22 protein-coding genes are annotated in these 24,595 nt (G+C 51.8%); 11 read left to right on the forward strand and 11 right to left on the reverse strand.

Annotation, left to right across the window (positions count from 1 at the left end; translation table 11 throughout):
• Nucleotides 1-15 precede the first annotated feature (15 nt).
• Nucleotides 16-432, forward strand: coding sequence for a pyrimidine (deoxy)nucleoside triphosphate diphosphatase (locus ECL_RS12055; protein WP_013097041.1), 417 nt, complete (start codon nucleotides 16-18; stop codon nucleotides 430-432).
• Here the strand turns inward: ECL_RS12055 and ECL_RS12060 are convergent.
• Complete coding sequence (locus ECL_RS12060; RefSeq protein WP_013097042.1) at nucleotides 392-664, reverse strand: YnjH family protein; 273 nt, start codon at nucleotides 662-664, stop codon at nucleotides 392-394. The genes ECL_RS12055 and ECL_RS12060 overlap by 41 nt on opposite strands.
• 228 nt (nucleotides 665-892) lie before the next feature.
• Here ECL_RS12060 and gdhA point away from each other — a divergent pair, with 228 nt between their 5' ends.
• Complete coding sequence (gene gdhA, locus ECL_RS12065) at nucleotides 893-2,236, forward strand: NADP-specific glutamate dehydrogenase (RefSeq protein WP_013097043.1); 1,344 nt, start codon at nucleotides 893-895, stop codon at nucleotides 2,234-2,236.
• 57 nt (nucleotides 2,237-2,293) lie between these two features.
• On the opposite strand, the gene ECL_RS12070 is transcribed toward gdhA, so the two are convergent.
• The 3 genes from ECL_RS12070 to ECL_RS12080 all read right to left on the reverse strand — a co-directional run bounded on the left by ECL_RS12070 (nucleotide 2,294) and on the right by ECL_RS12080 (nucleotide 5,917).
• A complete protein-coding gene (locus tag ECL_RS12070; protein WP_013097044.1) occupies nucleotides 2,294-4,201 on the reverse strand; it encodes a DNA topoisomerase III in 1,908 nt (635 codons plus the stop codon).
• Nucleotides 4,202-4,205: 4 nt separating this feature from the next.
• Nucleotides 4,206-5,249, reverse strand: a complete 1,044-nt coding sequence (selD, locus tag ECL_RS12075; RefSeq protein WP_013097045.1) for a selenide, water dikinase SelD — start codon at nucleotides 5,247-5,249, stop codon at nucleotides 4,206-4,208.
• A gap of 116 nt (nucleotides 5,250-5,365) precedes the next feature.
• On the reverse strand, nucleotides 5,366-5,917 hold the full coding sequence (locus ECL_RS12080; RefSeq protein ID WP_013097046.1) for an NAD(P)H nitroreductase: 552 nt from the start codon (nucleotides 5,915-5,917) through the stop codon (nucleotides 5,366-5,368).
• 167 nt (nucleotides 5,918-6,084) lie between these two features.
• Between ECL_RS12080 and sppA the strand changes: the two genes are divergently transcribed.
• The 4 genes from sppA to chiD all read left to right on the forward strand — a co-directional run bounded on the left by sppA (nucleotide 6,085) and on the right by chiD (nucleotide 11,100).
• A complete protein-coding gene (gene sppA, locus ECL_RS12085; protein WP_013097047.1) occupies nucleotides 6,085-7,941 on the forward strand; it encodes a signal peptide peptidase SppA in 1,857 nt (618 codons plus the stop codon).
• A gap of 63 nt (nucleotides 7,942-8,004) precedes the next feature.
• A complete protein-coding gene (gene ansA, locus ECL_RS12090; RefSeq protein ID WP_013097048.1) occupies nucleotides 8,005-9,021 on the forward strand; it encodes an asparaginase in 1,017 nt (338 codons plus the stop codon).
• A gap of 9 nt (nucleotides 9,022-9,030) precedes the next feature.
• Nucleotides 9,031-9,672 (forward strand): bifunctional nicotinamidase/pyrazinamidase, encoded by a 642-nt coding sequence (gene pncA, locus ECL_RS12095; protein WP_013097049.1) that lies wholly within the window; start codon nucleotides 9,031-9,033, stop codon nucleotides 9,670-9,672.
• Nucleotides 9,673-9,843: 171 nt separating this feature from the next.
• On the forward strand, nucleotides 9,844-11,100 hold the full coding sequence (chiD, locus tag ECL_RS12100) for a chitinase ChiD (protein ID WP_013097050.1): 1,257 nt from the start codon (nucleotides 9,844-9,846) through the stop codon (nucleotides 11,098-11,100).
• A 60-nt stretch (nucleotides 11,101-11,160) separates the two neighbouring features.
• Here chiD and ECL_RS12105 read toward each other — a convergent pair whose 3' ends face one another.
• Together ECL_RS12105 and msrB are read right to left on the reverse strand one after the other, a co-directional pair.
• Nucleotides 11,161-11,439 carry a YeaC family protein gene (locus ECL_RS12105; protein WP_013097051.1) on the reverse strand — a complete coding sequence of 93 codons (279 nt, stop codon included), beginning with the start codon at nucleotides 11,437-11,439 and terminating at the stop codon, nucleotides 11,161-11,163.
• A gap of 41 nt (nucleotides 11,440-11,480) precedes the next feature.
• The gene (gene msrB / locus ECL_RS12110) at nucleotides 11,481-11,894 is read right to left on the reverse strand and encodes a peptide-methionine (R)-S-oxide reductase MsrB (RefSeq protein ID WP_013097052.1); all 414 of its coding nucleotides are present in this window, start codon (nucleotides 11,892-11,894) and stop codon (nucleotides 11,481-11,483) included.
• A gap of 341 nt (nucleotides 11,895-12,235) precedes the next feature.
• On the opposite strand from msrB, the gene gapA reads away from it, so the two are divergent.
• Both gapA and ECL_RS12120 read left to right on the forward strand, forming a co-directional pair.
• The gene (gene gapA, locus ECL_RS12115; RefSeq protein WP_013097053.1) at nucleotides 12,236-13,231 is read left to right on the forward strand and encodes a glyceraldehyde-3-phosphate dehydrogenase; all 996 of its coding nucleotides are present in this window, start codon (nucleotides 12,236-12,238) and stop codon (nucleotides 13,229-13,231) included.
• Nucleotides 13,232-13,303: 72 nt separating this feature from the next.
• Complete coding sequence (locus ECL_RS12120) at nucleotides 13,304-14,188, forward strand: D-hexose-6-phosphate mutarotase (protein ID WP_013097054.1); 885 nt, start codon at nucleotides 13,304-13,306, stop codon at nucleotides 14,186-14,188.
• 91 nt (nucleotides 14,189-14,279) lie between these two features.
• On the opposite strand, the gene ECL_RS12125 is transcribed toward ECL_RS12120, so the two are convergent.
• The gene (locus tag ECL_RS12125; protein WP_013097055.1) at nucleotides 14,280-15,026 is read right to left on the reverse strand and encodes a MipA/OmpV family protein; all 747 of its coding nucleotides are present in this window, start codon (nucleotides 15,024-15,026) and stop codon (nucleotides 14,280-14,282) included.
• Between the two features lie 499 nt (nucleotides 15,027-15,525).
• Nucleotides 15,526-15,747 carry a DUF2188 domain-containing protein gene (locus ECL_RS12130; protein ID WP_129327987.1) on the reverse strand — a complete coding sequence of 74 codons (222 nt, stop codon included), beginning with the start codon at nucleotides 15,745-15,747 and terminating at the stop codon, nucleotides 15,526-15,528.
• Nucleotides 15,748-16,002: 255 nt separating this feature from the next.
• On the opposite strand from ECL_RS12130, the gene ECL_RS12135 reads away from it, so the two are divergent.
• A protein-coding gene (locus tag ECL_RS12135) for an IS3-like element ISSen4 family transposase (protein ID WP_144340281.1) occupies nucleotides 16,003-17,123 on the forward strand; the annotation gives its coding sequence in 2 pieces (ribosomal slippage) (nucleotides 16,003-16,261 and nucleotides 16,261-17,123; 1,122 coding nt in all).
• Here the strand turns inward: ECL_RS12135 and ECL_RS12140 are convergent.
• The 3 genes from ECL_RS12140 to ECL_RS12150 form a co-directional block, all read right to left on the reverse strand.
• Nucleotides 17,116-17,823, reverse strand: coding sequence for a DEAD/DEAH box helicase family protein (locus ECL_RS12140; RefSeq protein WP_044158684.1), 708 nt, complete (start codon nucleotides 17,821-17,823; stop codon nucleotides 17,116-17,118). The genes ECL_RS12135 and ECL_RS12140 overlap by 8 nt on opposite strands.
• A gap of 87 nt (nucleotides 17,824-17,910) precedes the next feature.
• Nucleotides 17,911-18,063: a hypothetical protein gene (locus tag ECL_RS12145; RefSeq protein WP_223563056.1), complete on the reverse strand. Its 153-nt coding sequence runs from the start codon at nucleotides 18,061-18,063 to the stop codon at nucleotides 17,911-17,913.
• A gap of 1,175 nt (nucleotides 18,064-19,238) precedes the next feature.
• Nucleotides 19,239-21,173, reverse strand: coding sequence for a recombinase family protein (locus tag ECL_RS12150; protein WP_044158682.1), 1,935 nt, complete (start codon nucleotides 21,171-21,173; stop codon nucleotides 19,239-19,241).
• 78 nt (nucleotides 21,174-21,251) lie between these two features.
• Here ECL_RS12150 and yeaG point away from each other — a divergent pair, with 78 nt between their 5' ends.
• Together yeaG and ECL_RS12160 are read left to right on the forward strand one after the other, a co-directional pair.
• The gene (yeaG, locus tag ECL_RS12155; protein ID WP_013097060.1) at nucleotides 21,252-23,186 is read left to right on the forward strand and encodes a protein kinase YeaG; all 1,935 of its coding nucleotides are present in this window, start codon (nucleotides 21,252-21,254) and stop codon (nucleotides 23,184-23,186) included.
• 74 nt (nucleotides 23,187-23,260) lie between these two features.
• On the forward strand, nucleotides 23,261-24,544 hold the full coding sequence (locus ECL_RS12160) for a YeaH/YhbH family protein (RefSeq protein WP_013097061.1): 1,284 nt from the start codon (nucleotides 23,261-23,263) through the stop codon (nucleotides 24,542-24,544).
• The last annotated feature ends 51 nt before the right edge of the window (nucleotides 24,545-24,595 follow it).

Genomic DNA, 24,595 nt, shown 5'->3' on the forward strand with positions numbered 1-24,595 from the left:
CAAGTATTGACGACCATGCTGAAAACACTCGATGTCGTTGCGGCAATCATCGAAAAAGACAATAAAATTTTACTGGCGCAGCGCCCCATGCATGCCGATCAGCCGGGCCTGTGGGAGTTTGCCGGTGGAAAGGTGGAAGCCGGAGAAACGCAGCCCGAAGCGCTGATCCGCGAGCTGCAGGAGGAGTTGGGGATCCACGCGCGACCGTCGTACTACGTGGCAAGCCACCAGCGGGAAGTGTCACAGCGGTTAATCCATTTACACGCCTGGCACGTGCCCCACTTCAGCGGTGAGCTAACGGCGCACTACCACAGCGCCTTGGTGTGGTGTACGCCTGAAGAGGCGTTTGACTACCCCTTAGCCCCGGCGGATATTCCGCTGCTGGAAGCCTTTATTCTTTTACGCGACGCCAGACCAGCGGGTTCGTGCTGATGGTGCGTTCATCGCGCTGGCACTGCAGCAGGATGCCGTCCGCTTTCACTACCGCCCCTTCTGAGTAGTTCTGATCCTGATAGATGCAGCACTGGTTACAGGGCTGCGCTCTCTGGCCGCTGGAGCTAAAGACCTCCGGCGGTACGTTCACTTCCACATCCGGGCGAATGCGGTCAGCCTGCGCGCCAGCGCTCAGCATCAAACATAACGCGGTCATCACGTAACGGTTCATAGACTTCTCTTCCTGTTGTGTCCTGATAATGACTATAACGGTTAATCATCGCGGAACCTTTAATTTATCTCGTCATCGCTTTTGGTTATGACGCCGCACAGGTCATTAATTTCCCTTTCGACATAAATTTCTGCTTGCTTCGCAAAGCGGTACGGGTGGTATAGTCAAAAAAACAACACAAATCGTATAAGACACATACGGAAATTATCATAAGAGGTTCTTATATCTATGGATCAGACATGCACTCTGGAAAGTTTTCTCACCCATGTTCAGCAGCGCGACCCGCATCAGAGCGAGTTTGCGCAGGCCGTACGTGAAGTAATGACCACCCTGTGGCCCTTCCTGGAACAAAACCCACGTTATCGTCAGATGTCTTTGCTTGAGCGCCTCGTCGAACCTGAGCGCGTGATCCAGTTCCGCGTGGCGTGGGTGGACGACCGCAATCAGGTGCAGGTCAACCGCGCGTGGCGCGTGCAGTTTAACTCGGCCATCGGGCCGTTTAAGGGCGGGATGCGCTTCCACCCTTCAGTGAACCTGTCGATTTTGAAATTCCTTGGCTTTGAGCAGACCTTTAAAAACGCGCTCACTACCCTGCCGATGGGCGGCGGTAAAGGCGGCAGTGATTTTGATCCGAAAGGCAAAAGCGAAGGCGAAGTGATGCGCTTCTGCCAGGCGCTGATCACCGAGCTTTATCGCCACCTTGGCCCGGACACCGACGTCCCTGCCGGTGATATCGGCGTGGGCGGGCGTGAAGTGGGCTTTATGGCCGGAATGATGAAAAAGCTCTCAAACAACAGCGCCTGCGTCTTTACCGGCAAAGGACTCTCCTTCGGCGGCAGCCTGATCCGCCCGGAAGCGACCGGCTACGGTCTGGTCTATTTCACCGAAGCGATGCTGAAACGCCACGGCTTAGGCTTTGAAGGCATGCGCGTGGCGGTCTCCGGCTCCGGCAACGTGGCGCAATATGCCATCGAAAAAGCAATGCAGTTTGGTGCCCGCGTGGTCACCGCGTCTGATTCCAGCGGTACCGTCGTGGATGAAGCCGGCTTCACGGCTGAGAAACTGGCGCGTCTGTGTGAAATTAAAGCCAGCCGCGATGGCCGCGTGGCCGATTATGCCCGCGAGTTTGGTCTGACCTATCTTGAGGGTAAACAACCGTGGGGCGTGCCGGTGGATATCGCCCTGCCGTGTGCAACCCAGAACGAACTGGACGTTGAAGCCGCCCGCACCTTAATCAGCAATGGCGTAAAAGCGGTAGCCGAAGGGGCGAATATGCCAACCACCATCGAGGCGACCGATCTGTTCCTGGAAGCAGGCGTACTGTTTGCACCGGGCAAAGCCGCCAACGCCGGCGGCGTGGCAACGTCCGGTCTGGAGATGGCGCAAAACGCCGCGCGTCTGGGCTGGAAAGCGGAGAAAGTGGATGCCCGTCTGCACCACATCATGCTGGATATTCACCACGCCTGCGTAGAGTACGGCGGTGAGGCCTCGCAAACCAACTACGTGCGTGGTGCGAATATCGCCGGGTTCGTGAAGGTGGCGGACGCGATGATTGGGCAGGGTGTGATTTAAAGTTTATCGTGCGGCCGGGTGCCCTCTCCCACAGGGAGAGGGAGAAAAACGAGGGTATCAGGCCGCGCTCTTTTTCTTTTTAAACGGTTTCTTCGCACCACCACCCGGTGCCACCATTCCTCTGAACCGCTTCACCGGCGTGCTGCGCGCCTGATCGATCAGCTGGTACAGCGTCCCCACCAGCGGCTGCATAAAGTCCTGATAACGGCACTGTTTCTCGCTTATTTGCGTCAGCACCGATTCCCAGTGCGCCGTCATATCCGGCCTGGCGGCCAGCTCCGGCAGGGAGTGGATTAATGCCCTGCCCGGCTCGGTGGAGTGAATATAGCGCCCTTTTTTCTCCAGGAAGCCGCGCTTGAACAGCAGTTCGATGATCCCCGCGCGGGTCGCTTCGGTTCCCAGCCCGTCAGTGGCGCGCAGGATCTTTTTCAGCTCTTTGTCCTGCACAAAACGGGCAATCCCGGTCATGGCGGAGAGCAGCGTCGCATCGGTGAAATGGCGTGGTGGCTGTGTCTGGCGCTCTACCACTTCCCCTTTCTCACACAGCAGCTCGTCGTCTTTAGTCACCACCGGCAGCGGAGTACCGTCATTCTCTTCGTCACGCTCTTTGTTGCCAAGCAGCGTACGCCAGCCCGCTTCCGCCAGAAAACGCGCTTTGGCAATAAATTTGCCTTTGGCGATCTCCAGCTCAATGACGCACTTGCGGAACACCGCGTCCGGGCAGAACTGCATCAGATACTGACGCGCGATCAGGTTATAGACCTTCGCTTCGTTCTCCGTCAGGTTGACGTTGCTGGCCCGCGCCGTCGGGATGATCGCATGGTGGGCATCGACTTTTTTATCGTCCCAGCAGCGGTTATGGGTATCCGGATTGACGACCGGCTGCGGCAGCAGATCCGGCGCATGCACGCTGATGGCGTTCATCACCGCGTGGCGTCCGGCAAAGTGCTCTTCAGGCAGGTAGCGGCTGTCTGAACGCGGATAGGTGATGAGCTTGTGGGTTTCGTAGAGCTTCTGGCAGATATCCAGCACGTTCTGCGCGCTCAGGCCAAAGCGCTTCGCGGCCTCAATCTGCAGGGCAGAAAGTGAAAACGGCAGCGGTGCGGGTTCGGATTCCCGTTTATCGTTATAGCTGGTGACGATGGCAGGTTGACCGGTGATCCGGTTGACCACGTGCTCCGCCAGCGGACGGTGCAGCAGACGGCCTTCTTCATCCTGATACGATTCGCAGGCATCGCTCGGCTGCCAGACGGCGGTAAAACGCTCCTCTTTCGGGGTGACGATGTGCGCTTTCACTTCGAAAAAATCTTTGGCGACGAAGTTTTCAATTTCTTCATCACGGCGCACCACCAGCCCCAGCACCGGCGTTTGCACGCGGCCTACGGAGAGTACCCCCTGATAGCCGGCATTCCGCCCAAGGATCGTGTAGGCGCGGGTCATGTTGATCCCGTACAGCCAGTCTGCGCGCGCACGGGCCAGCGCGGACACGCACAGCGGGATAAACTCGCTGTTGGCGCGAAGGCGCGAAATCGCCCGCTCCACCGCCTGCGGGTTGAGGTCGTTAATCAGGCAGCGCTGCACCTGCTGGCGTTTTTCCGGCGCCAGCTCCAGATAGTCCAGCACTTCATCCACCAGCAGTTGTCCTTCCCTGTCCGGGTCACCGGCGTGGACAACTTCAGACGCTTCATGCAAAAAGCGCTTAATGACGTTGAGCTGTTTGGTGACGGAGGGGCGCGGTTGCAGGCGCCATTTTTCCGGCACGATAGGCAGATCGTTGAGGTTCCAGCGGGCATAGCGGCTGTCGTAGACGTCTGGCTGTGCCTGCTCAAGCAGGTGACCAATGCACCAGGTGACCACCTGCCCGTTACCGCATTCAATAAAGCCGTCGCCTTTGCGATGCGGCTTCGGCAGCACATCGGCGATGGCACGAGCCAGACTCGGCTTTTCGGCAATAAACAACCGCATCGAATTAACGGATCTCAATCATCGGTCGGCCACCGCGCGCGGTCACCAGCTCGCCGATCGCCGTCAGGGTAATACCAAACTTGGCGGCCGTTGCCTGCACCTCGGCTTCTGACTCCGGCGTGACCGCCAGCAGCAGGCCACCCGAGGTTTGCGGATCGCACAGCAGGTTACGCCACTCTTCAGGCATTTCGCCCATCAGATGACCATAGCTGGCAAAGTTACGCTGAGTACCGCCCGGCACGGCGCCCTGGGCAATGTACGCTTCCACGCCCGGCAGCTTCGGCACGTCCTGATACCAGACCTGCGCCTGCACGCCCGCGCCCTGGCACACCTCAGAGAGATGCCCCAACAGGCCAAAACCGGTGACGTCGGTCATCGCCTTCACGCCGTCGATATTGGCGAAAGCGGCACCGGCCAGGTTCATCTGGCACATCACTTCCGTTGCCAGACCTTTATGCTCGGGTTTCAGCAGGGATTTTTTTTCGGCGGTGGTCAGCACGCCAATGCCCAGCGGCTTGGTGAGGAACAGCTTGCAACCCGCCTGCGCGGTGCTGTTGCGTTTGACGCGCTCGGTAGGCACCACGCCCGTGACCGCCAGACCGAAGATCGGCTCCGGCGCATCAATAGAGTGACCACCGGCCAGGGCAATCCCCGCCTGCTGGCAGGCAAAGCGTCCGCCCTCAATCACCTGGCGGGCTATTTCTGGCGCAAGGGTGTTGATCGGCCAGCCCAGAATCGCAATCGCCATAATCGGTTTACCGCCCATCGCGAAGATATCGCTGATGGCGTTGGTCGCCGCGATGCGCCCGAAATCGAACGGGTTATCGACAATCGGCATAAAGAAGTCAGTGGTACTGATAATGCTGGTGCCGTTACCCAAGTCATAAACCGCTGCATCGTCACGCGTTTCGTTGCCAACAAGCAGGTTCGGGTCGACAAACTTCGCCTGTTCACTGTGCAGGATGGTTTCCAGCACTTTGGGGGAAATTTTACAACCGCAACCGGCTCCGTGGCTGTATTGCGTTAAACGAATGGTTTGCTCGCTCATGGACATCTCCTGTCAATGCAATCGCGCTATGGTAGCGCTCATTCCTTAAAGAGGTAAGTATGACTGTCTGAATTCTGCGGCAGATGCTCAGAATCCAGACAGTTTAGCGCGCGTTATCAGAAACGGCTGACGAAAGGCGTAGTGTCCGGCACGCTAATGGTGCTGGAGGCTTTAAGCTGAGGGGTGCCGAGATAGAGGAAACCGACGATTTTGTCATGCTCGCCGCAGTTGAGTCCGTCGCGCACCGCCGGGCTTTCAGTCAGTGGCCCGGTACGCCAGATACCGTTGAAGCCTTGTGCAACAGCGGCCATCTGCATCGCCATCACCGCGCATCCCGCCGACATCTCCTGCTCCCAGACCGGCACTTTATGCTCCGCCTGACATTTCGCCACGACGGCGATAATCATCGGTGCACGGAACGGCGCATTACGGGCTTTATCGATCCCTTTCTCATCCTGACCGGCGGCAACCGCCCCCTGCTCCAGCAACTGACTGAAGCGCTCGCGGCCTTCACCTTCAATAATAAAGAAGTGCCACGGCTGAAGTGTGCCGTGATCCGGCGCACGCATACCGGCACGCAGAATGTTCTCCAGCTGCTCACCCGCTGGCGCAGGTTCCGCCAGACGTGACGCGCTACGGCGGTTAACAAGCAGTTCAAGTGCGTCCATTGGTTAACTCCTTTCTTGAAATTTACTCACAAAATTAACACGACGGCAGATTTTGTTACAGCCTGGCAGGCGATTCCTGCTGACAAGTGGCGGTTGGGTCATTACGATAACCCAACATTACCGTCCAGTGGCGACGGAAACAGTCATTTTCTGGTTAGGGAGAATACATGCGAACCCTTTGGCGAATCTTTGCCGGTTTCTTTAAATGGACGTGGCGACTGCTCAATTTCGTCCGCAACCTGGTGATGAACCTCGTGTTCATCCTCCTGGTGCTGGTTTGCGCGGGCATCTGGATGCACATCAGTAACGCAAACCAGTCACAGCATTCGACGCGCGGCGCGTTGCTGCTCGACATCACCGGCGTGATTGTCGATAAGCCTTCCACCAGCAATCGTCTGGGAGTGATTGGTCGTCAGCTGTTCGGCGCTACCTCGGACCGTCTGCAGGAAAACTCCCTGTTCGATATTGTCGATACCATTCGTCAGGCAAAAGATGATCGCAACATTACGGGTATCGTGCTGGATCTGAAAGATTTTGCCGGGGCCGACCAGCCTTCCATGCAGTACATCGGCAAAGCCCTGCGTGAATTCCGTGACAGCGGTAAACCGGTGATCGCAATAGGCGACAGCTACAGCCAGGGGCAATATTATCTGGCGAGCTTTGCCAATAAAATCTGGCTTTCACCTCAGGGTACGGTCGACCTGCACGGCTTTGCCACGAACGGGCTTTACTACAAATCTCTGCTCGACAAGCTGAAGGTCACCACCCATGTGTTCCGCGTCGGTACGTATAAATCTGCCGTTGAGCCATTCATCCGTGATGACATGTCTCCTGCCGCCCGTGAAGCGGACAGCCGCTGGATTGGTGAGCTGTGGCAGAACTACCTGACCACAGTTGCCAGTAACCGCCAGATTACCCCTGCACAGGTCTTCCCTGGTGCTCAGGGCGTGCTGGACGGCTTGCGCAAGGTTGACGGCGATACCGCGAAATATGCGCTTGATAACAAGCTGGTCGATGCCCTGGGAACCAGCGCGGAGATCGAAAAGTCCCTGAGCAAACAGTTCGGCTGGAGCAAAGAGGATAAAAATTACAGCGCGATCAGCATGTACGATTACGCGGCGAAAAAGCCGGATGAGAGCGGTGACAGCGTTGCAGTTGTCTTCGCCAATGGCGCAATCATGGACGGTCAGGAGACTCCGGGGAACGTCGGGGGTGATACCACCGCGTCGCAGATCCGTGACGCGCGTCTTGACCCGAAAGTGAAAGCGATTGTGCTGCGTGTGAACAGCCCGGGGGGCAGCGTCAGCGCCTCTGAAGTGATCCGCGCCGAGCTGGCCGCTGCGCGTGCAGCAGGTAAACCGGTGGTGGTTTCCATGGGCGGCATGGCGGCTTCCGGCGGTTACTGGATCTCAACCCCAGCTAACTACATCGTCGCTAACCCAAGCACCCTGACCGGATCAATTGGCATCTTCGGGGTGATCAACACGGTAGAGAACAGCCTGGATTACCTGGGTGTGCATACGGATGGTGTGGCCACTTCACCGCTGGCGGATGTGTCGGTAACCAAATCCCTGCCACCTGAAGTGTCCGAGATGATGCAGCTCAGCATTGAGAATGGCTACAAGCGCTTTATCACGCTGGTCGCTGACTCGCGTAAAAAGACGCCGCAGCAGATCGACGAAATTGCTCAGGGCCACGTCTGGACAGGACAGGATGCGAAGAGCAACGGCCTGGTCGACAGCCTGGGTGACTTTGATGACGCGGTGAAGAAAGCCGCCGAACTGGCGAAGCTCAAACAGTGGCATGTTGAATACTATCAGGATGAGCCGTCGTTCTTCGATATGGTGATGGACAGCATGTCCGTCTCCGTGCGCGCCATGTTGCCGGAAGCGCTGCAGGCTTATCTGCCAGCGCCTGTCGCCACGGCCGCGAAAGCGATGAAAGCGGAAAGCGATAAGCTCGCGGCGTTTAATGATCCACAAAGTCGTTACGCGTTTTGCCTGACCTGCTCAAACGTACGTTAAACCCCGTCCCCTCTTCCGGTGAAGAGGGGATTTTTTTCTTTTGAAGAACAAGAAATCACTACCATGCAGAAGAAATCGATTTATGTAGCCTACACTGGCGGTACCATCGGGATGCAGCGCTCTGAAAACGGCTATATTCCTGTGTCCGGTCATCTTCAACGTCAGCTTGCCCTGATGCCGGAATTCCACCGCCCGGAAATGCCTGACTTTACCATCCACGAGTACGAGCCGCTGATGGACTCCTCCGACATGACGCCGGAAGACTGGCAGCATATCGCGGATGACATCAAAGCCCATTACGACCAGTACGACGGCTTTGTGATCCTGCATGGTACCGACACCATGGCCTTTACCGCCTCGGCGCTCTCCTTCATGCTGGAAAACCTGAGCAAACCGGTGATTGTCACCGGCTCGCAAATTCCGCTGGCGGAACTGCGCTCGGATGGACAGATTAACCTGCTTAACTCCCTCTACGTGGCGGCAAACTACCCGATTAACGAGGTCTCGCTGTTCTTCAACAACCGTCTGTATCGTGGCAACCGTACCACCAAAGCGCACGCCGATGGGTTTGACGCCTTCGCCTCTCCAAACCTGCAACCGCTGCTGGAAGCGGGTATTCATATTCGTCGTCTGGGCACGCCGCCTGCGCCGACCACCTCAGGCGAGCTGATCGTTCACCCGATCACCCCGCAGCCGATCGGTGTGGTAACCATTTATCCGGGCATCTCTGCTGATGTGGTGCGTAACTTCCTGCGCCAGCCGGTAAAAGCGCTGATTTTGCGCTCCTACGGTGTGGGTAACGCGCCGCAGAACAGTGAATTCCTGAAAGAGCTGCAGGAAGCGAGCGAGCGCGGGATTGTGGTGGTTAACCTGACGCAATGTATGTCCGGCAAGGTCAATATGGGCGGCTATGCCACCGGTAACGCCCTGGCGCATGCGGGGGTGATCAGCGGATTCGATATGACCGTCGAGGCCACACTGACTAAACTTCATTATTTACTGAGTCAGGATCTGGACATCCAGTCCATTCGCAGCGCCATGATGCAAAACCTGCGCGGCGAACTAACCCCGGACGAATAAGGAGGCCTCATGAAGCAACGCGCCCTGTTACTGGTCGATTTGCAAAATGATTTCTGCGCGGGCGGCGCACTGGCCGTCGCAGAAGGTGACAGCACGGTCGACGTGGCCAATACCCTGATTGACTGGTGTAAATCGCGCGGTGAAGCCGTTGTCGCAAGCCAGGACTGGCATCCGGCCAACCATGGCAGTTTTGCCAGCCAGCACGGCGTTGAACCCTTCAGCCAGGGTGAGCTCGACGGTCTGGCGCAAACCTTCTGGCCCGATCACTGCGTGCAGCAAACGGAAGGCGCCGCGCTACATCCGCTGCTGAATCAGAAAGCCATCGACGCGGTGTTTCATAAAGGCGAAAACCCGGCTATTGACAGCTACAGCGCCTTTTTCGATAACGGACATCGTCAGAAAACGGCGCTGGACGCGTGGTTACGTCACCACGAAATCACCGAGCTGATTGTGCTGGGTCTGGCAACCGATTACTGCGTGAAGTTTACCGTGCTGGACGCGCTCCAGTTGGGTTATACGGTCAGCGTCATCACCGACGGCTGTCGCGGGGTGAACATTCAACCGCAGGACAGCGCGCAGGCGTTTATGGATATGGCCGCTGAAGGCGCGACGCTGTATACGCTGGCAGACTGGCTGGAGACGCAGGCGTAGTCTTTTATGCCGGGGGGCGGCTTCGCCTTTCCCGGTATTTCCACTCCGATCCCCATAAAGTGAACTCCCTCGCATCACCAGCGAAGCGGCAATGCTATGCTTTTCAGGCTGTTTTTTCGCCACGCTTTTTCTGTGGCGTGGTTATTTTTATTATGTCAAAGAGGAACACCTATGAAACGTTTGCCATTGCTGGCAGCTTTACCCTTGCTTTGCGCGTCAGTTGCTTACGCCGCTCCCCTGATGTCCGTGGGCTACTTCAACGGCGGTGGTGATGTCACTGCCGGACCCGGCGGCGATATCAATACGCTTGATGTCCGCCAGATCACCCACCTGAACTATTCGTTTGGCCTTATCTACAATAACGAAAAAGACGAAACCAACGCCGCACTGAAAGATCCGGCGAAGCTGCATCAGATCTGGTTATCTCCGAAAGTGGCGTCCGACCTGGCGCTTATCCCACAGCTTCGTAAACAAAACCCGAACTTAAACGTTCTGCTTTCCGTCGGCGGCTGGGGTGCCCGTGGTTTCTCGGGCGCAGCAGCCACCAAAGAGAGCCGCGCGGTGTTTATCCGCTCGGCGCAGGAGATTGTTGAGAAATACGGTCTGGACGGGATCGACCTTGACTGGGAGTACCCGGTAAACGGCGCATGGGGGCTGGTCGCAAGCACGCCTGCAGACCGGGATAACTTCACCTTCCTGCTGAAAGAGCTGCGTGCCGCCTTCGGGCAGAAAAAACTGGTCACGATTGCGGTTGGGGCCAATGCGGAAAGTCCGAAAAGCTGGGTCGATGTGAAAGCCATTGCTCCCCTTCTCGACTATATCAACCTGATGACCTACGACATGGCGTACGGCACTCAGTATTTTAACGCGAACCTGTATGACTCCAGCGCCTGGCCGACCGTGGCGGCAGCAGATAAATACAGCGTTGATTTTGTGGTGAACAATTATCTGGCCGCGGGGCTGAAGCCACAGCAGATGAACCTTGGGATTGGTTTCTATGGGCGCGTGCCAAAACGCGCTGTGGAACCGGGCATTGACTGGAGCAAGCCCGATGCGCAAAACAATCCGGTGACACAGCCTTACTTCGGCCCACAGGAGATCGGGTTGTTCAGATCACTCGGTTATGACCTGACCAAAGATACCTACGTGAAGTACAACGATATCGTGAAGAAACTGCTAAACGACCCGCAAAAGCGCTTTACCGAACACTGGGACGACCAGGCGAAAGTGCCGTGGCTTTCCGTGAAGGGCGCCGACGGAAAGGATCTGTTTGCCCTCTCGTATGAGAATCCACGTTCCGTCGCCATCAAAGCGGACTATATCAAAGAGAAAGGTCTGGCAGGCGCAATGTTCTGGGAGTATGGGGCGGATGATAATAACCAGTTAGCGAAGCAGCTGGCGGAGTCGCTCGGGATCTCGCACAAGTAGTGAGGCAATCAAACCCTCTCCCACAAGGAGAGGGTTGAGTGAGGACATCAACCTACACCGTTATTGTATTTTCATCGTCGCAATCGGCTTTGGCGTGATACCAAACTCTTCCTTCAGTTCACGCTTGCTCTTCATCACCATCTGGCCGTTGGTATCGATTGTCATGTGTTGCGCATCGGTGTTGTTGCGCGCCTGCCACAGCATGACCAGCTGCAGACTGTTCTCTTTTTGCTCCGGGGTTAAGGCAACGCCATCAGGCCATTTCCCCAGCTCAACGGCGGTGACCAGACGCTGATAAACTTCCGGCGTCATACCGTTAATCATGTCATCAATATTCACGATCTCTCCCTTTCAAAGGAATAATTTGCTGAATCGTTTTTTCAACCTTTAATCTGGTCGCCGTTTTCATCGTCGCTAAAGCTCAGAGAAGCTGAGTTAACGCAGAAACGCTCGCCCGTTGGCTGAGGGCCATCCGGGAAGACATGCCCCAGGTGCGCATCGCAGTTGCCGCAGCGAATTTCGGTACGCACCATCCCGTGCGACGAGTCAGTTAAGTAGCGGATCGCGTCATCGCTCACCGGCTCGTAAAAGCTCGGCCAGCCGCAGCCAGAATCGTATTTCGTTTGTGAATTGAACAGGGGGGCGTCACAGACCAGGCAATGGTATACGCCATCGCGTTTGTTATGCAGTAAACGCCCGGTAAATGGCGGCTCCGTGCCGTGATTCTGCGTCACGTAAAACTGCATTTCTGTGAGGTTTTTTTTCAAATCGTCAGGGTTACGTTGGTTCGACATATGCTTACATCTCGCTGTAGAAACAGACACCTTTTAACCCGGATTCTAACAAAACATTAACACCCTTGCGTGCACTTTTGATCTAAACTTATGTGTCGCGAAAAGGCGGTCAGGCAATTGTGATCATGCTCACATATTTATCCTGCGAGGCCTTTAAAATTCCGGGCGCAGCCCCCATGTGGTTGCTAGCTCAAAGGGAAAGTGAGGCGAGTCAGTCGCACAAACGTTAGTCACAGGATTGATTTGTCGCAATGATTGACACGATTCCGCTTGACGCTGCGTAAGGTTTTTGTAATTTTACAGGCAACCTTTTATTCACTAACAAATAGCTGGTGGAATATATGACTATCAAAGTAGGTATCAACGGTTTTGGCCGTATCGGCCGTATTGTTTTCCGTGCTGCTCAGAAACGTTCTGACATCGAAATCGTTGGTATCAACGATCTCCTGGACGCTGAATACATGGCGTACATGCTGAAGTACGACTCAACTCACGGTCGTTTCGACGGCACCGTTGAAGTGAAAGACGGCCACCTGGTTGTTAATGGCAAAACCATCCGCGTTACTGCTGAGAAAGACCCAGCTAACCTGAAATGGAACGAAATCGGTGTTGACGTTGTTGCTGAAGCAACCGGTATCTTCCTGACCGACGAAACTGCGCGTAAACACATCACCGCGGGTGCGAAAAAAGTTGTTCTGACTGGTCCTTCCAAAGACAACACCCCAATGTTCGTTCGTGGTGCTAACTTCGAAACTTACGCTGGCCAGGATATCGTTTCTAACGCATCCTGCACCACCAACTGCCTGGCACCGCTGGCAAAAGTTATCAACGACAACTTCGGCATCATCGAAGGTCTGATGACTACCGTTCACGCGACCACCGCTACTCAGAAAACCGTTGATGGCCCGTCTCACAAAGACTGGCGTGGCGGCCGTGGCGCGGCTCAGAACATCATCCCATCCTCTACCGGTGCTGCTAAAGCGGTAGGTAAAGTACTGCCAGAACTGAATGGCAAACTGACTGGTATGGCGTTCCGCGTTCCAACTCCTAACGTATCCGTTGTTGACCTGACCGTTCGTCTGGAAAAAGCTGCTTCTTACGAAGACATCAAGAAAGCAATCAAAGCTGCTTCCGAAGGCCCAATGAAAGGCGTTCTGGGTTACACCGAAGACGACGTTGTATCTACCGATTTCAACGGCGAAGTATGCACTTCCGTGTTCGATGCTAAAGCAGGTATCGCACTGAACGACAACTTCGTTAAACTGGTATCCTGGTACGACAACGAAACTGGCTACTCTAACAAAGTACTGGACCTGATCGCTCACATCTCCAAATAAACTGGAATGAATGCTTGATCCAAAAAGGCGACTTCGGTCGCCTTTTTTATTTATAAGACAGAGGATTGCTTAATGATTAATAAAATTTTTGCACTTCCGGTAGTCGAACAACTTACCCCTGTGCTCTCCCGTCGCCAGATTGATGGCGCTGATGTTATCGTCGTTGACCACCCGCGTGTGAAAGCCTCCGTTGCGCTGAACGGCGCCCACCTGCTCTCCTGGAAACCGGAAGGTGAAACGGAAGTGCTGTGGCTGAGCGATGCGACCTCTTTCAAAAAAGGAGCGGCGATCCGCGGCGGCGTGCCTGTCTGCTGGCCATGGTTTGGCCCGTCAGCGCAGCAGGGACTGCCTTCTCATGGTTTTGCCCGCAACCAGCAGTGGACCCTGAAAGCGCATAACGAAGATGATAACGGTGCCGTGCTGACCTTTGAGCTTCAGGCCAATGACGAGACCCGTGCGCTGTGGCCGCACGAGTTTACCCTGTACGCCCGCTTCAAGCTGGGTAAAACCTGCGAGATTGAGCTGGAAGCGCACGGCGAGTTTGAAACGACCTCTGCCCTGCACACCTACTTCAACGTGGGTGATATCAGCGCGGTAAAAGTGAGCGGCCTTGGCGATACCTATATCGACAAAGTGGACAATGCAAAAGAAGGGAAACTCAGCGACGGCGTGCAGACCTTCCCTGACCGTACCGACCGCGTTTACCTGCATCCGGAAGCGTGCAATGTGATCCACGACAGTGCCCTCAACCGTGGCATCGAAGTGATTCACCATCATCACAGCAACGTGGTGGGCTGGAACCCAGGTCCGGCACTCTCAGTGAGCATGGCCGACGTGCCCGATGACGGTTACAAAACGTTTGTCTGCGTCGAAACGGCCTGCGTCACTACGGCGCAAAAAGCCAGCGAAGAAAAACCGTCTCGCTTAGGGCAAACTATTCGCATTGTGAAGCGCTAAGACGCGGTATTATTTTGACCGCACCAGCACAACGCAAACGGGGCGCAAGCGCCCCGTTAAAATGCAAAGATTGCACTGTTTTAATGCGCAATCAGAACTTGTAGGTCACACCGACAGAGAAAATACCCGCCCAGGACTTGTCGACCATTGGGCTGTCTTTCACTTCGTCGCTCAGACGCTCGTAACGGCCAGTACCGTATACGTTCCAGTCACCCAGGAAGTTGTAGCTCGCGGTCAGCTCCAGGTACGGATCCCAACCATCATCTGCGCTGTAGCTCTTCAGACCGCTACGACGGGACTCATTCTTAGAGACGCCATAGTAGTAGTCGTTGTAGTTCTCACTGTTGTACTGCACACCAATACCTGGCGTCAGGGTTAACGCACCGTTCGTGTAGCGATAGAGCCAGGCCAGATCCCAGATAAAGCCGTTGCTGTTATCCAGCGTGTCTCCCGCCAGCGCGGTACGCAGGAAGCCATACTCGGTGTTATGCACATAAGAGAGACCCGCCATCATGGTGCTCTTACGCTTGTCGAGTCGACGCAGGGCGTGGCTGTCGCTGTCACCCGGTTTGAAGTGCGTCGGATCGTAGTAGGCCATAATGGAGAGCTTATCGGCCGTATCGTTCCACAGATAGTAGCCGCCGCCGAGTCCACGGAACCAGAAGTTATCGCCTTCATAGGTGACAACCGGAACGGGATAAACATCACGATCATACTGTTTATACGGGCTGTTAATGACGCCAACGCCCGCACCTACCGTCCACTGGCTTTCCGCCTGTGCGGTGCTAACTGCGGTCGCGGCGAGTACGCCCAATGCCAGAAGTTTGAGTTTGGTCACAATCCATTCTTTCCTGTAGTCAAATAATCAGCGGGAGAAGTGTAACCGCCAGACCCGTACTTCCCCAAATTTTTTGCCTGCTAATCAGTTTGATTAACCCGTTATTTTTCATTTTTCAGATGACAGGCCGTTTTCACTTCTGTGACCGCAGGGTGAAAAATGCCCGTATGACATATAACGGCAATGGATATTTTTGGATGAGTTATTGATATGTCATTGAAATTAGATTTTATCAGCATGCAAGTTTTGCAAATGCCATCTACGCTTTAATTTAAGAAGAGTTTTCCTGCACGCCCCGCGGTTCTTAGCGTCTGACCTGGCACACAGGTTGCTGCTCTGGCAGTGAGGTGCGAGAGATTCTCTTCCGGGAGCCTCCACTACTCATACGAACGGCTCTTATCCTGTGCTAAAAAACGAAAGGACGCATATGATCATCAATAGGAACATTTACAAATCTCAAAAAAAAAGAGGCCAAAAGCCTCTTTTGTCATAATGAGCTTTAACCTTTCGGTGGGTATGGGTCCTTCCCATGTGAGTCGCTATCTCGTATCTGTCCGTTAGGGCGATGTATGACTAATTCGCTCCCCTGATTACGAGAAATAACTCGCCCAGCATCTATAGCTTCTTGCTGAGTACGGTGAGTTGAAGTTACTTTTCCGTTGCCTGCACCTCTGACAGCCCATTGTCCGTTGTGAGGCACTACATGTTGGTTTTTACCCATAATGTCACTCGCTACATGAAGTACACCATATGGTGTCAACCATAAGTATAGACACAATATGTAGCGTTATGCTTGCTTAAAATCATATTTTTAGTACTCAACCGTCACAACCTCACAGATTACCTTCGTACCGTTCCATTCATCCTTATATATGCTCGTATCGATCCCTACCCCAGGATGGAGTTGACCTGCTCCCCGTTGATTAGTACACCCCGATGTTAGTAATGTCTTCATAAGCCACATGAGGACATCCCCATGAAGAAGCGTTTTTCCGACGAACAGATCATCAGTATTCTCCGCGAAGCCGAAGCTGGGGTACCCGCCCGTGAACTCTGCCGCAAGCATGCCATTTCCGATGCCACGTTTTACACCTGGCGTAAGAAGTATGGCAGTATGGAGGTGCCTGAAGTTAAGCGCCTGAAGTCGCTTGAGGAAGAGAACGCCAGACTCAAGAAGCTGCTTGCCGAAGCCATGCTGGATAAAGAGGCGCTTCAGGTGGCTCTTGGGCGAAAGTACTGACGACAGACCAGAAGCGGGAAGCCGTGATGTTGATGTGTGATGCGACCGGTCTGTCGCAACGTCGTGCCTGCAGGCTTACAGGTTTATCCCTGTCGACCTGCCGCTATGAGGCTCACCGTCCGGCTGCTGATGCGCATTTATCAGGGCGCATCACTGAGCTGGCACTGGAGCGCAGGCGTTTTGGCTACCGTCGTATTTGGCAGTTGCTGCGCCGTGAAGGGCTTCATGTTAATCATAAGCGCGTGTACCGGCTTTATCACCTCAGTGGCCTGGGCGTAAAACGCAGAAGACGTCGTAAAGGGCTGGCAACAGAACGTCTGCCGCTGCTCCGTCCGGCGGCGCCCAATCTGACCTGGTCGATGGATTTCGTCATGGACGCACTTTCCACCGGTCGCAGGATCAAGTGTCTTACCTGCGTCGATGATTTCACAAAGGAATGCCTGACGGTCACTGTTGCCTTTGGGATTTCAGGCGTTCAGGTCACGCGTATTCTGGACAGCATTGCACTGTTTCGAGGCTATCCGGCGACGATAAGAACTGACCAGGGGCCGGAGTTCACTTGCCGTGCACTGGATCAATGGGCCTTTGAGCATGGTGTTGAGTTGCGCTTAATCCAGCCGGGCAAGCCAACGCAGAACGGATTTATTGAGAGCTTTAACGGACGATTTCGCGATGAATGTTTGAATGAGCACTGGTTCAGCGATATCGTTCATGCCAGGAAAATTATTAATGACTGGCGGCAGGATTATAACGAATGCCGCCCGCACTCCACGCTGAATTATCAGACACCGTCTGAATTTGCAGCGGGCTGGAGAAAGGGTCATTCTGAGAATGAAGATTCCGACGTTACTAACTGAGTGTTGTATCTAATCGTGGGGGCAGGTCAACGGTACTGATTACTTTACGAGCTTCAGAAGGTTTATTGATTTTGTAAACTTTATTGAATTCAATTCCTGAAAAGTCATTAGGAGTAGCAGTGCCAGACATCATAATAACACTTTTGAAAAGTGGGAATGACGCAATAAGACGGTTTATCACATTTGCCTTATAACCATAATCTAGAAAGAATCCGTGAACCTCATCTATCACTAGAGTTTTATCCGCAAAGTATTCTTTATTGCTGTGCTTTAGGATTGTTTCGATTTGGTTCCAAGTACAAATACCGGTACTGAACACATCATTATCACCCTCAAAGGATAAACGTATAGATGTTAGCGGTACTAATACTATGTAACCTGGTTTGGCTCTCGCTTTCTGGTTAGTCTCTGGATTAGCTTCTTGTATAAACTGTGTTGTTTTACCAGTGCCTACCGATGAATTTACAAGGTTTACACCACTTGATAGATCCATCTTATTAAAGACACTGCTTATGTACTGGTTAGGTTCTAGTGTCCATTCCCCATGATACTTTGAACCCTGGTTCATTTCTTCTCTAAGTGCGTTTGCTAGTACCCTATCAACTACAGTACCGTTTAGTACGGCTTCACGTAATTTATTTGCTTCTTGTCTTAGTGCTTCTCTATCCACCAAACGTGGTAATAATAGTTCTTCTTCCATGAATAATTTTTCCTATTGTCATTTCGCGTTACGTCCTGTAATCGCGTTTCTACTCATTGTGTGGTTAGTAGACAACCATACTTTAATTTATCCCTGTATCATCATTTGAGTAATCAGATACTGAATACCTGCTGATCGATTCTTGGCCTTGCCAGTATCAACTAGCATCTTTTGAATTGCTTCAGCTTGTTCTGCTGTGATACGGATAGATACTGGAATATCTTTATTTTTCTTTTCCATAATGTAAACCTTATGTGTTACATAATTCACTTTTCTATGCGTAAAAAAGTAGCCCCTTTCAGGGCTAGCTTTAATTAGCAATAGGAGGAATTATAATGTTTTAAACTATATACTACTATTTAGTCTCTGTAGCTGGAGAGGGGAGAAATGGAATTATACTTCGCGTTTTCGGCTATGTGGATGTTTTCGACCCATACAGATAGCTATATCTATTATTATAGGACATTTTTCCCGTTTGTCCCAAATATTTTATAGATACCTATATTATACCACCGGAACCACCACTGTTTCATCTTTTTGTCTTACGTCTTATTTATCAATTTTGTAGTATTAGGTGAGATATGTTTATAAATGTAGTTCTTTACAAATTGTATCTTTATGGGAAGTACTAGTACTGTTAAGATCATAAACATCAGAAACAAGTACTATATAGAATGGGAATAGTAAGAGTTCAATTAAAAATTTCATAGGGTTATACATCTCTTGATTGTCTTACATTTATTTATCAGAAGAGAGTAATTTGTACTTGATATAGAAAAGCCCCTGAAAAGATTCAGGGGCTATGTATGACACTAATCATAAAGTAGGTAATGTACCTTTAACCGTCGGCAAACGGTAGAGGCGGCAACCTCATTTTAGTACTACCTATCGCCAGTAGGAGACTTGGCTTGGTTGGTATTATATCAAATAGAAGGTTTTTTCACCAAGAAAAATCTCACATCGCCTAATATCAGTCACCCTCACGAATCACTTAACGCAAATCTTTGCTGTGACGCGTTTTGAGAGGCTCTATTACAAAACCACATCAACGCATTACCATATACAAAAAAGCCTCGCATACGAGCGTACACGAGACCAAAATATAAATTAAAACGTAAAATACATATTTTTAAATCAATTCCAGACTTACTGGAAAGGCAGATAGTCTACTTTTCGATTTATGATGTTCAGTACTATTCATAGTTATAGATAGTTACTAATCCCGCAAAACACCTTTCGGGGTATCTATCATCTGAAGATATTCCACACTTCATAAATCGTCGCCATTATGAATACTACACTGAAGAAGTAAGGCCAAAACCTAAGGATTAACCAACCCATACCGCACACTAGGCCAATACCAAGTATCATATCTATAAGTGGGTTAATCCACATATCAATAAACCTCTACAGTACTAATCAATCCATTCAATATCTTTTTCGTGGATTATCATTTCAATCTTCTCTCTACTAAGCAGATCCAGATAGTTACCTACATCAATAATTTTTTTAGTTCTACTAAGTGCAAGTGACCATGCATCAGTGCCAATCAATACTGATGCTATGAATACTGTTTTACCTTCTTCATTGACCGTATAAACACGTTCACCATTAGATTCTGAAATGACAATTTCATGTAGTACTTCACCACCACCCCGCTTATTATCTATCACAAGTACATGGGATAGGATCTCATTGAAATATTCTAACTGAACGAAAATACGTTTTCCGAAAATCCAGTACTTTACTGATTTAAGTACTAACCTTAATTCCTTTCTTAGCTTTGCACGTAGTTCAACATTCATCGGATCAAGTACTTTATTAATATCAAAGTCAAAAACAGGGATTTCTTTGATATTTTTAGCGTTTAAAATTTCGGATTCAATTTCTTCAATTCTATCTTGAACCTCGGTCAAACCAGTCATTAATGGTAAAGAGGTCTTCTTACCTGCTACCTTACGTTCATTAATTTTAATCTGATAGGTTTCCTCTTCCTTCTTCAGAGTAGACAATTCTTCTCGCAACGATGTCAGCAAAAGGTCAGAATCAGACTGTCCTTCCATCATTAAATTATTGAAATCGATGTTTTTGACAAGTTGAAGAATATTCTTCTCAATTCTTGTGTACTGGAAAGATTTGGCATCACAAATCTTCTTCTCTTCCCTGTTGCGACAAATGACGTACTTAGTTCTGACATGGTTATAGTGAATGGCGATGTTCCCTCCACAATGACCACACTTTAATATTTTGGGGAACAGGTTTGTGATGTAATCATCCTGAGCAATTGTTATATCTTTACGAATACGATTGGCTATACCACTCCTTGATAACTTCTCATTAACCCGTTCAAAAGTGAGATTATCGATAATCTTCATAGTAACTACTTTCTTATCGCGTAATACTCGCAGTACGTTTACAGTACTCCACCCTTTAGGCAAGCGTTTAACAATTGCCCCTGAGCCAAGTCCACTTTCATATAGTTTGAAAATTTCACGAACTACATCAGGTTCAAGTAACAGATCCTCGGCTGGCTTTTTCTTCTCCAGCATAACGCGATCCATCATCCTGTTCGCCGTTAGGAACAAGTCTTCATCAATGATTTTCGGGTAAACATTTGGTACAACCTCACCATTGTATCGCTCATGTTCACCCAACAAGCGGCGGTCACGTATCAGCCTTGACACGGTTACCATCTGCCACTTTTTACCGATACGCTTAACAATCTCTCCAGTACTAAGCCCTTCCCTATACCACTCGAAACACTTAACAATAAGTTCAGCCTGTTCAGGGATCACCTGATACTTGTTATCAACATTTTTTAACCAGTTAGGCATACGATTGGAAATCACCTCTCCATTCTGTAATGCACGTAAAATTTTGTTATCCCAAGCTAACTTAGCACGTACCGACTTCATCAATGATTCATTGTGCGAGCGATGTTGTATGAGTTCCATGTGGATTTTCGACATAGGATCATCTGCCCGTAACACGAGATTTGTAGAAATGTCGTGGATTTCTACACCGCTGTTCACGATGTACTGGATAGTACTTTCAGCCCAACTTGAACGACGCGATAACCTATCAAGGCTAATGACTATAAGTGCGTCACCCTTACCGTACTTGCGGTTCCCCACATCTTGCAAAAATATCCCAAGTTGAGACTCAGGTGAAATATTGGCATTTTTAAATGCCGAAAGCCCCGCATCTGTTATGAAAACTCTATCATTCGTGAACTTATCAGAATTTTTGTCTAAATAGGCAGTTAAAGAAGACCTTTGATCATCCAATCCATTTCCCATTTCGACTTGCTGAATGCTTGATACTCGCTCATAACAAATAGGACGGAGCATTTTTTTATCCCGTTGAAGAATTACGCTAAAAGTGCTGATTCGCAAATGTTCCCAGATTATACAAAAGGACGGCATGCCATGAATATATTCGATCACTATCGCCAGCGCTATGAAGCTGCCAAGGACGAAGAGTTCACACTGCAGGAGTTTCTTACCATCTGTCGGCAAGATCGCAGTGCCTATGCCAACGCGGCAGAACGGCTATTGATGGCTATTGGTGAGCCAAACATGGTTGATACTGCCCAGGAACCACGGCTTTCCCGTCTCTTTTCGAATCGGGTGGTCGCCCGATACCCGGCGTTTGAAGAGTTCTATGGCATGGAAGATGCCATCGAGCAAATCGTCTCATACCTGAAGCATGCTGCTCAGGGTCTGGAAGAGAAGAAACAGATCCTCTATTTACTCGGCCCGGTGGGTGGCGGTAAATCGTCGCTGGCTGAACGGCTGAAATCGCTGATGCAGCGCGTGCCTATCTATGTGCTGAGCGCCAACGGTGAACGCAGCCCGGTGAACGACCATCCGCTGTGCCTGTTTAACCCGCAGGAAGATGCGCAAATTCTGGATAAAGAGTACGGCATTCCGCGTCGTTATCTCGGCACCATCATGTCGCCGTGGGCGGCGAAACGCCTGCATGAGTTTGGTGGCGATATCACCAAATTCCGCGTCGTGAAAGTGTGGCCATCCATTCTGGAGCAGATCGCCATCGCCAAAACGGAACCGGGTGATGAGAACAACCAGGACATCTCGGCGCTGGTCGGGAAAGTCGATATCCGTAAGCTGGAAAACTACGCCCAGAATGATCCGGATGCCTACGGTTACTCCGGCGCACTGTGCCGGGCAAACCAGGGCATTATGGAATTCGTCGAGATGTTTAAAGCACCCATTAAAGTGCTGCATCCACTGCTGACGGCCACCCAGGAGGGGAACTACAACGGGACGGAAGGTATCTCTGCCCTGCCGTTCAACGGCATCATCCTGGCGCACTCGAACGAATCAGAGTGGGTCTCCTTCCGTAATAACAAAAACAATGAGGCGTTCCTTGACCGTGTGTACATCGTCAAAGTGCCTTATTGCCTGCGGATCTCCGAAGAGATCAAAATTTACGAAAAACTGCTTAACCACAGTGAGCTGATGCATGCGCCATGCGCACCGGGCACGCTGGAAACGCTGTCGCGCTTCTCCATCCTGTCGCGTCTGAAAGAGCCGGAAAACTCCAGCATCTACTCCAAAATGCGCGTGTATGACGGGGAAAGCCTGAAAGATACCGACCCGAAAGCGAAGTCGTATCAGGAGTACCGCGATTATGCGGGTGTTGACGAGGGCATGAACGGTCTGTCCACGCGTTTCGCGTTTAAGATCCTCTCCCGCGTGTTTAACTTCGACCATGCGGAAGTGGCGGCCAACCCGGTCCACCTGTTCTATGTGCTGGAGCAGCAGATTGAACGCGAGCAGTTCCCACAGGAGCAGGCGGAACGTTACCTTGAGTTCCTGAAAGGTTATCTGATCCCGAAATATGCCGAGTTCATTGGCAAAGAGATCCAGACGGCCTACCTGGAATCCTATTCAGAATACGGCCAGAACATCTTTGACCGTTACGTCACTTATGCTGACTTCTGGATCCAGGATCAGGAGTACCGCGACCCGGATACCGGACAGCTGTTTGACCGTGAATCCCTGAATGCGGAGCTGGAAAAAATAGAGAAGCCTGCCGGGATCAGTAACCCGAAAGACTTCCGTAACGAAATTGTGAACTTCGTACTGCGTGCCAGAGCGCATAACAACGGTCGTAATCCGAACTGGACCAGCTACGAGAAACTGCGCACGGTCATCGAGAAGAAAATGTTCTCTAATACCGAGGAGCTGTTACCCGTCATTTCGTTTAACACCAAAACCTCAACTGACGAGCAGAAAAAACACGACGATTTTGTCGACCGTATGATGGAAAAAGGCTACACCCGCAAACAGGTTCGTTTGCTGTGCGAATGGTATCTGCGCGTACGGAAATCGTCTTAAAACAAGTGCCCGGTAGCGTTTAACGCTCACCGGGCCGACAAAATGCAAGTTGGCAAATGCAGTACGGGGGGTATATGACCTGGTTTATTGACCGGCGTCTGAACGGCAAAAACAAGAGCATGGTGAATCGCCAGCGCTTCTTGCGCCGTTACAAAGCGCAAATTAAACAGTCGATCTCCGAGGCCATCAACAAACGCTCGGTAACCGACGTCGACAGCGGCGAGTCTGTCTCCATCCCCACCGATGACATCAGCGAACCGATGTTTCATCAGGGGCGTGGCGGCCTGCGCCATCGCGTACACCCAGGTAATGACCACTTCGTTCAGAACGACAGAATCGAGCGCCCACAAGGAGGCGGCGGCGGTTCTGGAAGCGGTCAAGGACAGGCCAGTCAGGATGGTGAAGGTCAGGATGAATTCGTCTTTCAGATCTCAAAAGATGAGTATCTCGACCTGCTCTTTGAGGATCTGGCGCTGCCTAATCTGAAAAAGAACCAGCACCGTCAGCTTAACGAATACAAAACCCATCGCGCGGGTTATACCGCGAACGGCGTACCGGCCAATATCAGCGTCGTTCGTTCGCTGCAGAACTCGCTGGCGCGGCGCACGGCCATGACGGCCGGTAAACGGCGGGAGCTGCGCGAACTTGAAAGCAGCCTGAAGGTGGTAGAAAACACAGAACCGGCGCAACTGCTGGAAGAAGAGCGCCTGCGTAAAGAGATTGCCGAGCTGAGGGCGAAGATTGAGCGGGTACCGTTTATCGATACCTTTGACCTGCGCTATAAAAACTACGAAAAACGGCCGGAGCCTTCGAGCCAGGCTGTCATGTTCTGTCTGATGGACGTCTCCGGTTCAATGGACCAGGCCACCAAGGATATGGCGAAGCGTTTTTACATTCTGCTCTATCTGTTCCTGAGCAGAACCTATAAGAACGTGGAAGTGGTTTATATCCGCCACCACACCCAGGCCAAAGAGGTGGATGAACATGAGTTCTTCTACTCGCAGGAGACGGGCGGCACCATTGTATCGAGCGCCCTGAAGCTGATGGATGAGGTGGTGAAAGAGCGTTACGATCCGGCTCAGTGGAACATCTATGCTGCGCAGGCGTCGGATGGCGACAACTGGGCGGATGATTCGCCGCTGTGTCACGACATTCTGGCGAAGAAAATTTTGCCGGTGGTGCGTTACTACAGCTATATCGAAATCACGCGTCGTGCTCACCAGACGCTGTGGCGTGAATATGAACATCTGCAATCGATGTTCGAAAATTTCGCCATGCAACACATCCGTGACCAGGATGATATCTATCCGGTGTTCCGGGAGCTGTTCCACAAGCAATCGGCCACCAGCAATGCCTGACCACACAGCCAGCGACACGCTGGCTGTTTTCTTTCCCTTTCATCCATCCGC

This window comes from Enterobacter cloacae subsp. cloacae ATCC 13047 (assembly GCF_000025565.1).
Taxonomy (GTDB): domain Bacteria; phylum Pseudomonadota; class Gammaproteobacteria; order Enterobacterales; family Enterobacteriaceae; genus Enterobacter; species Enterobacter cloacae.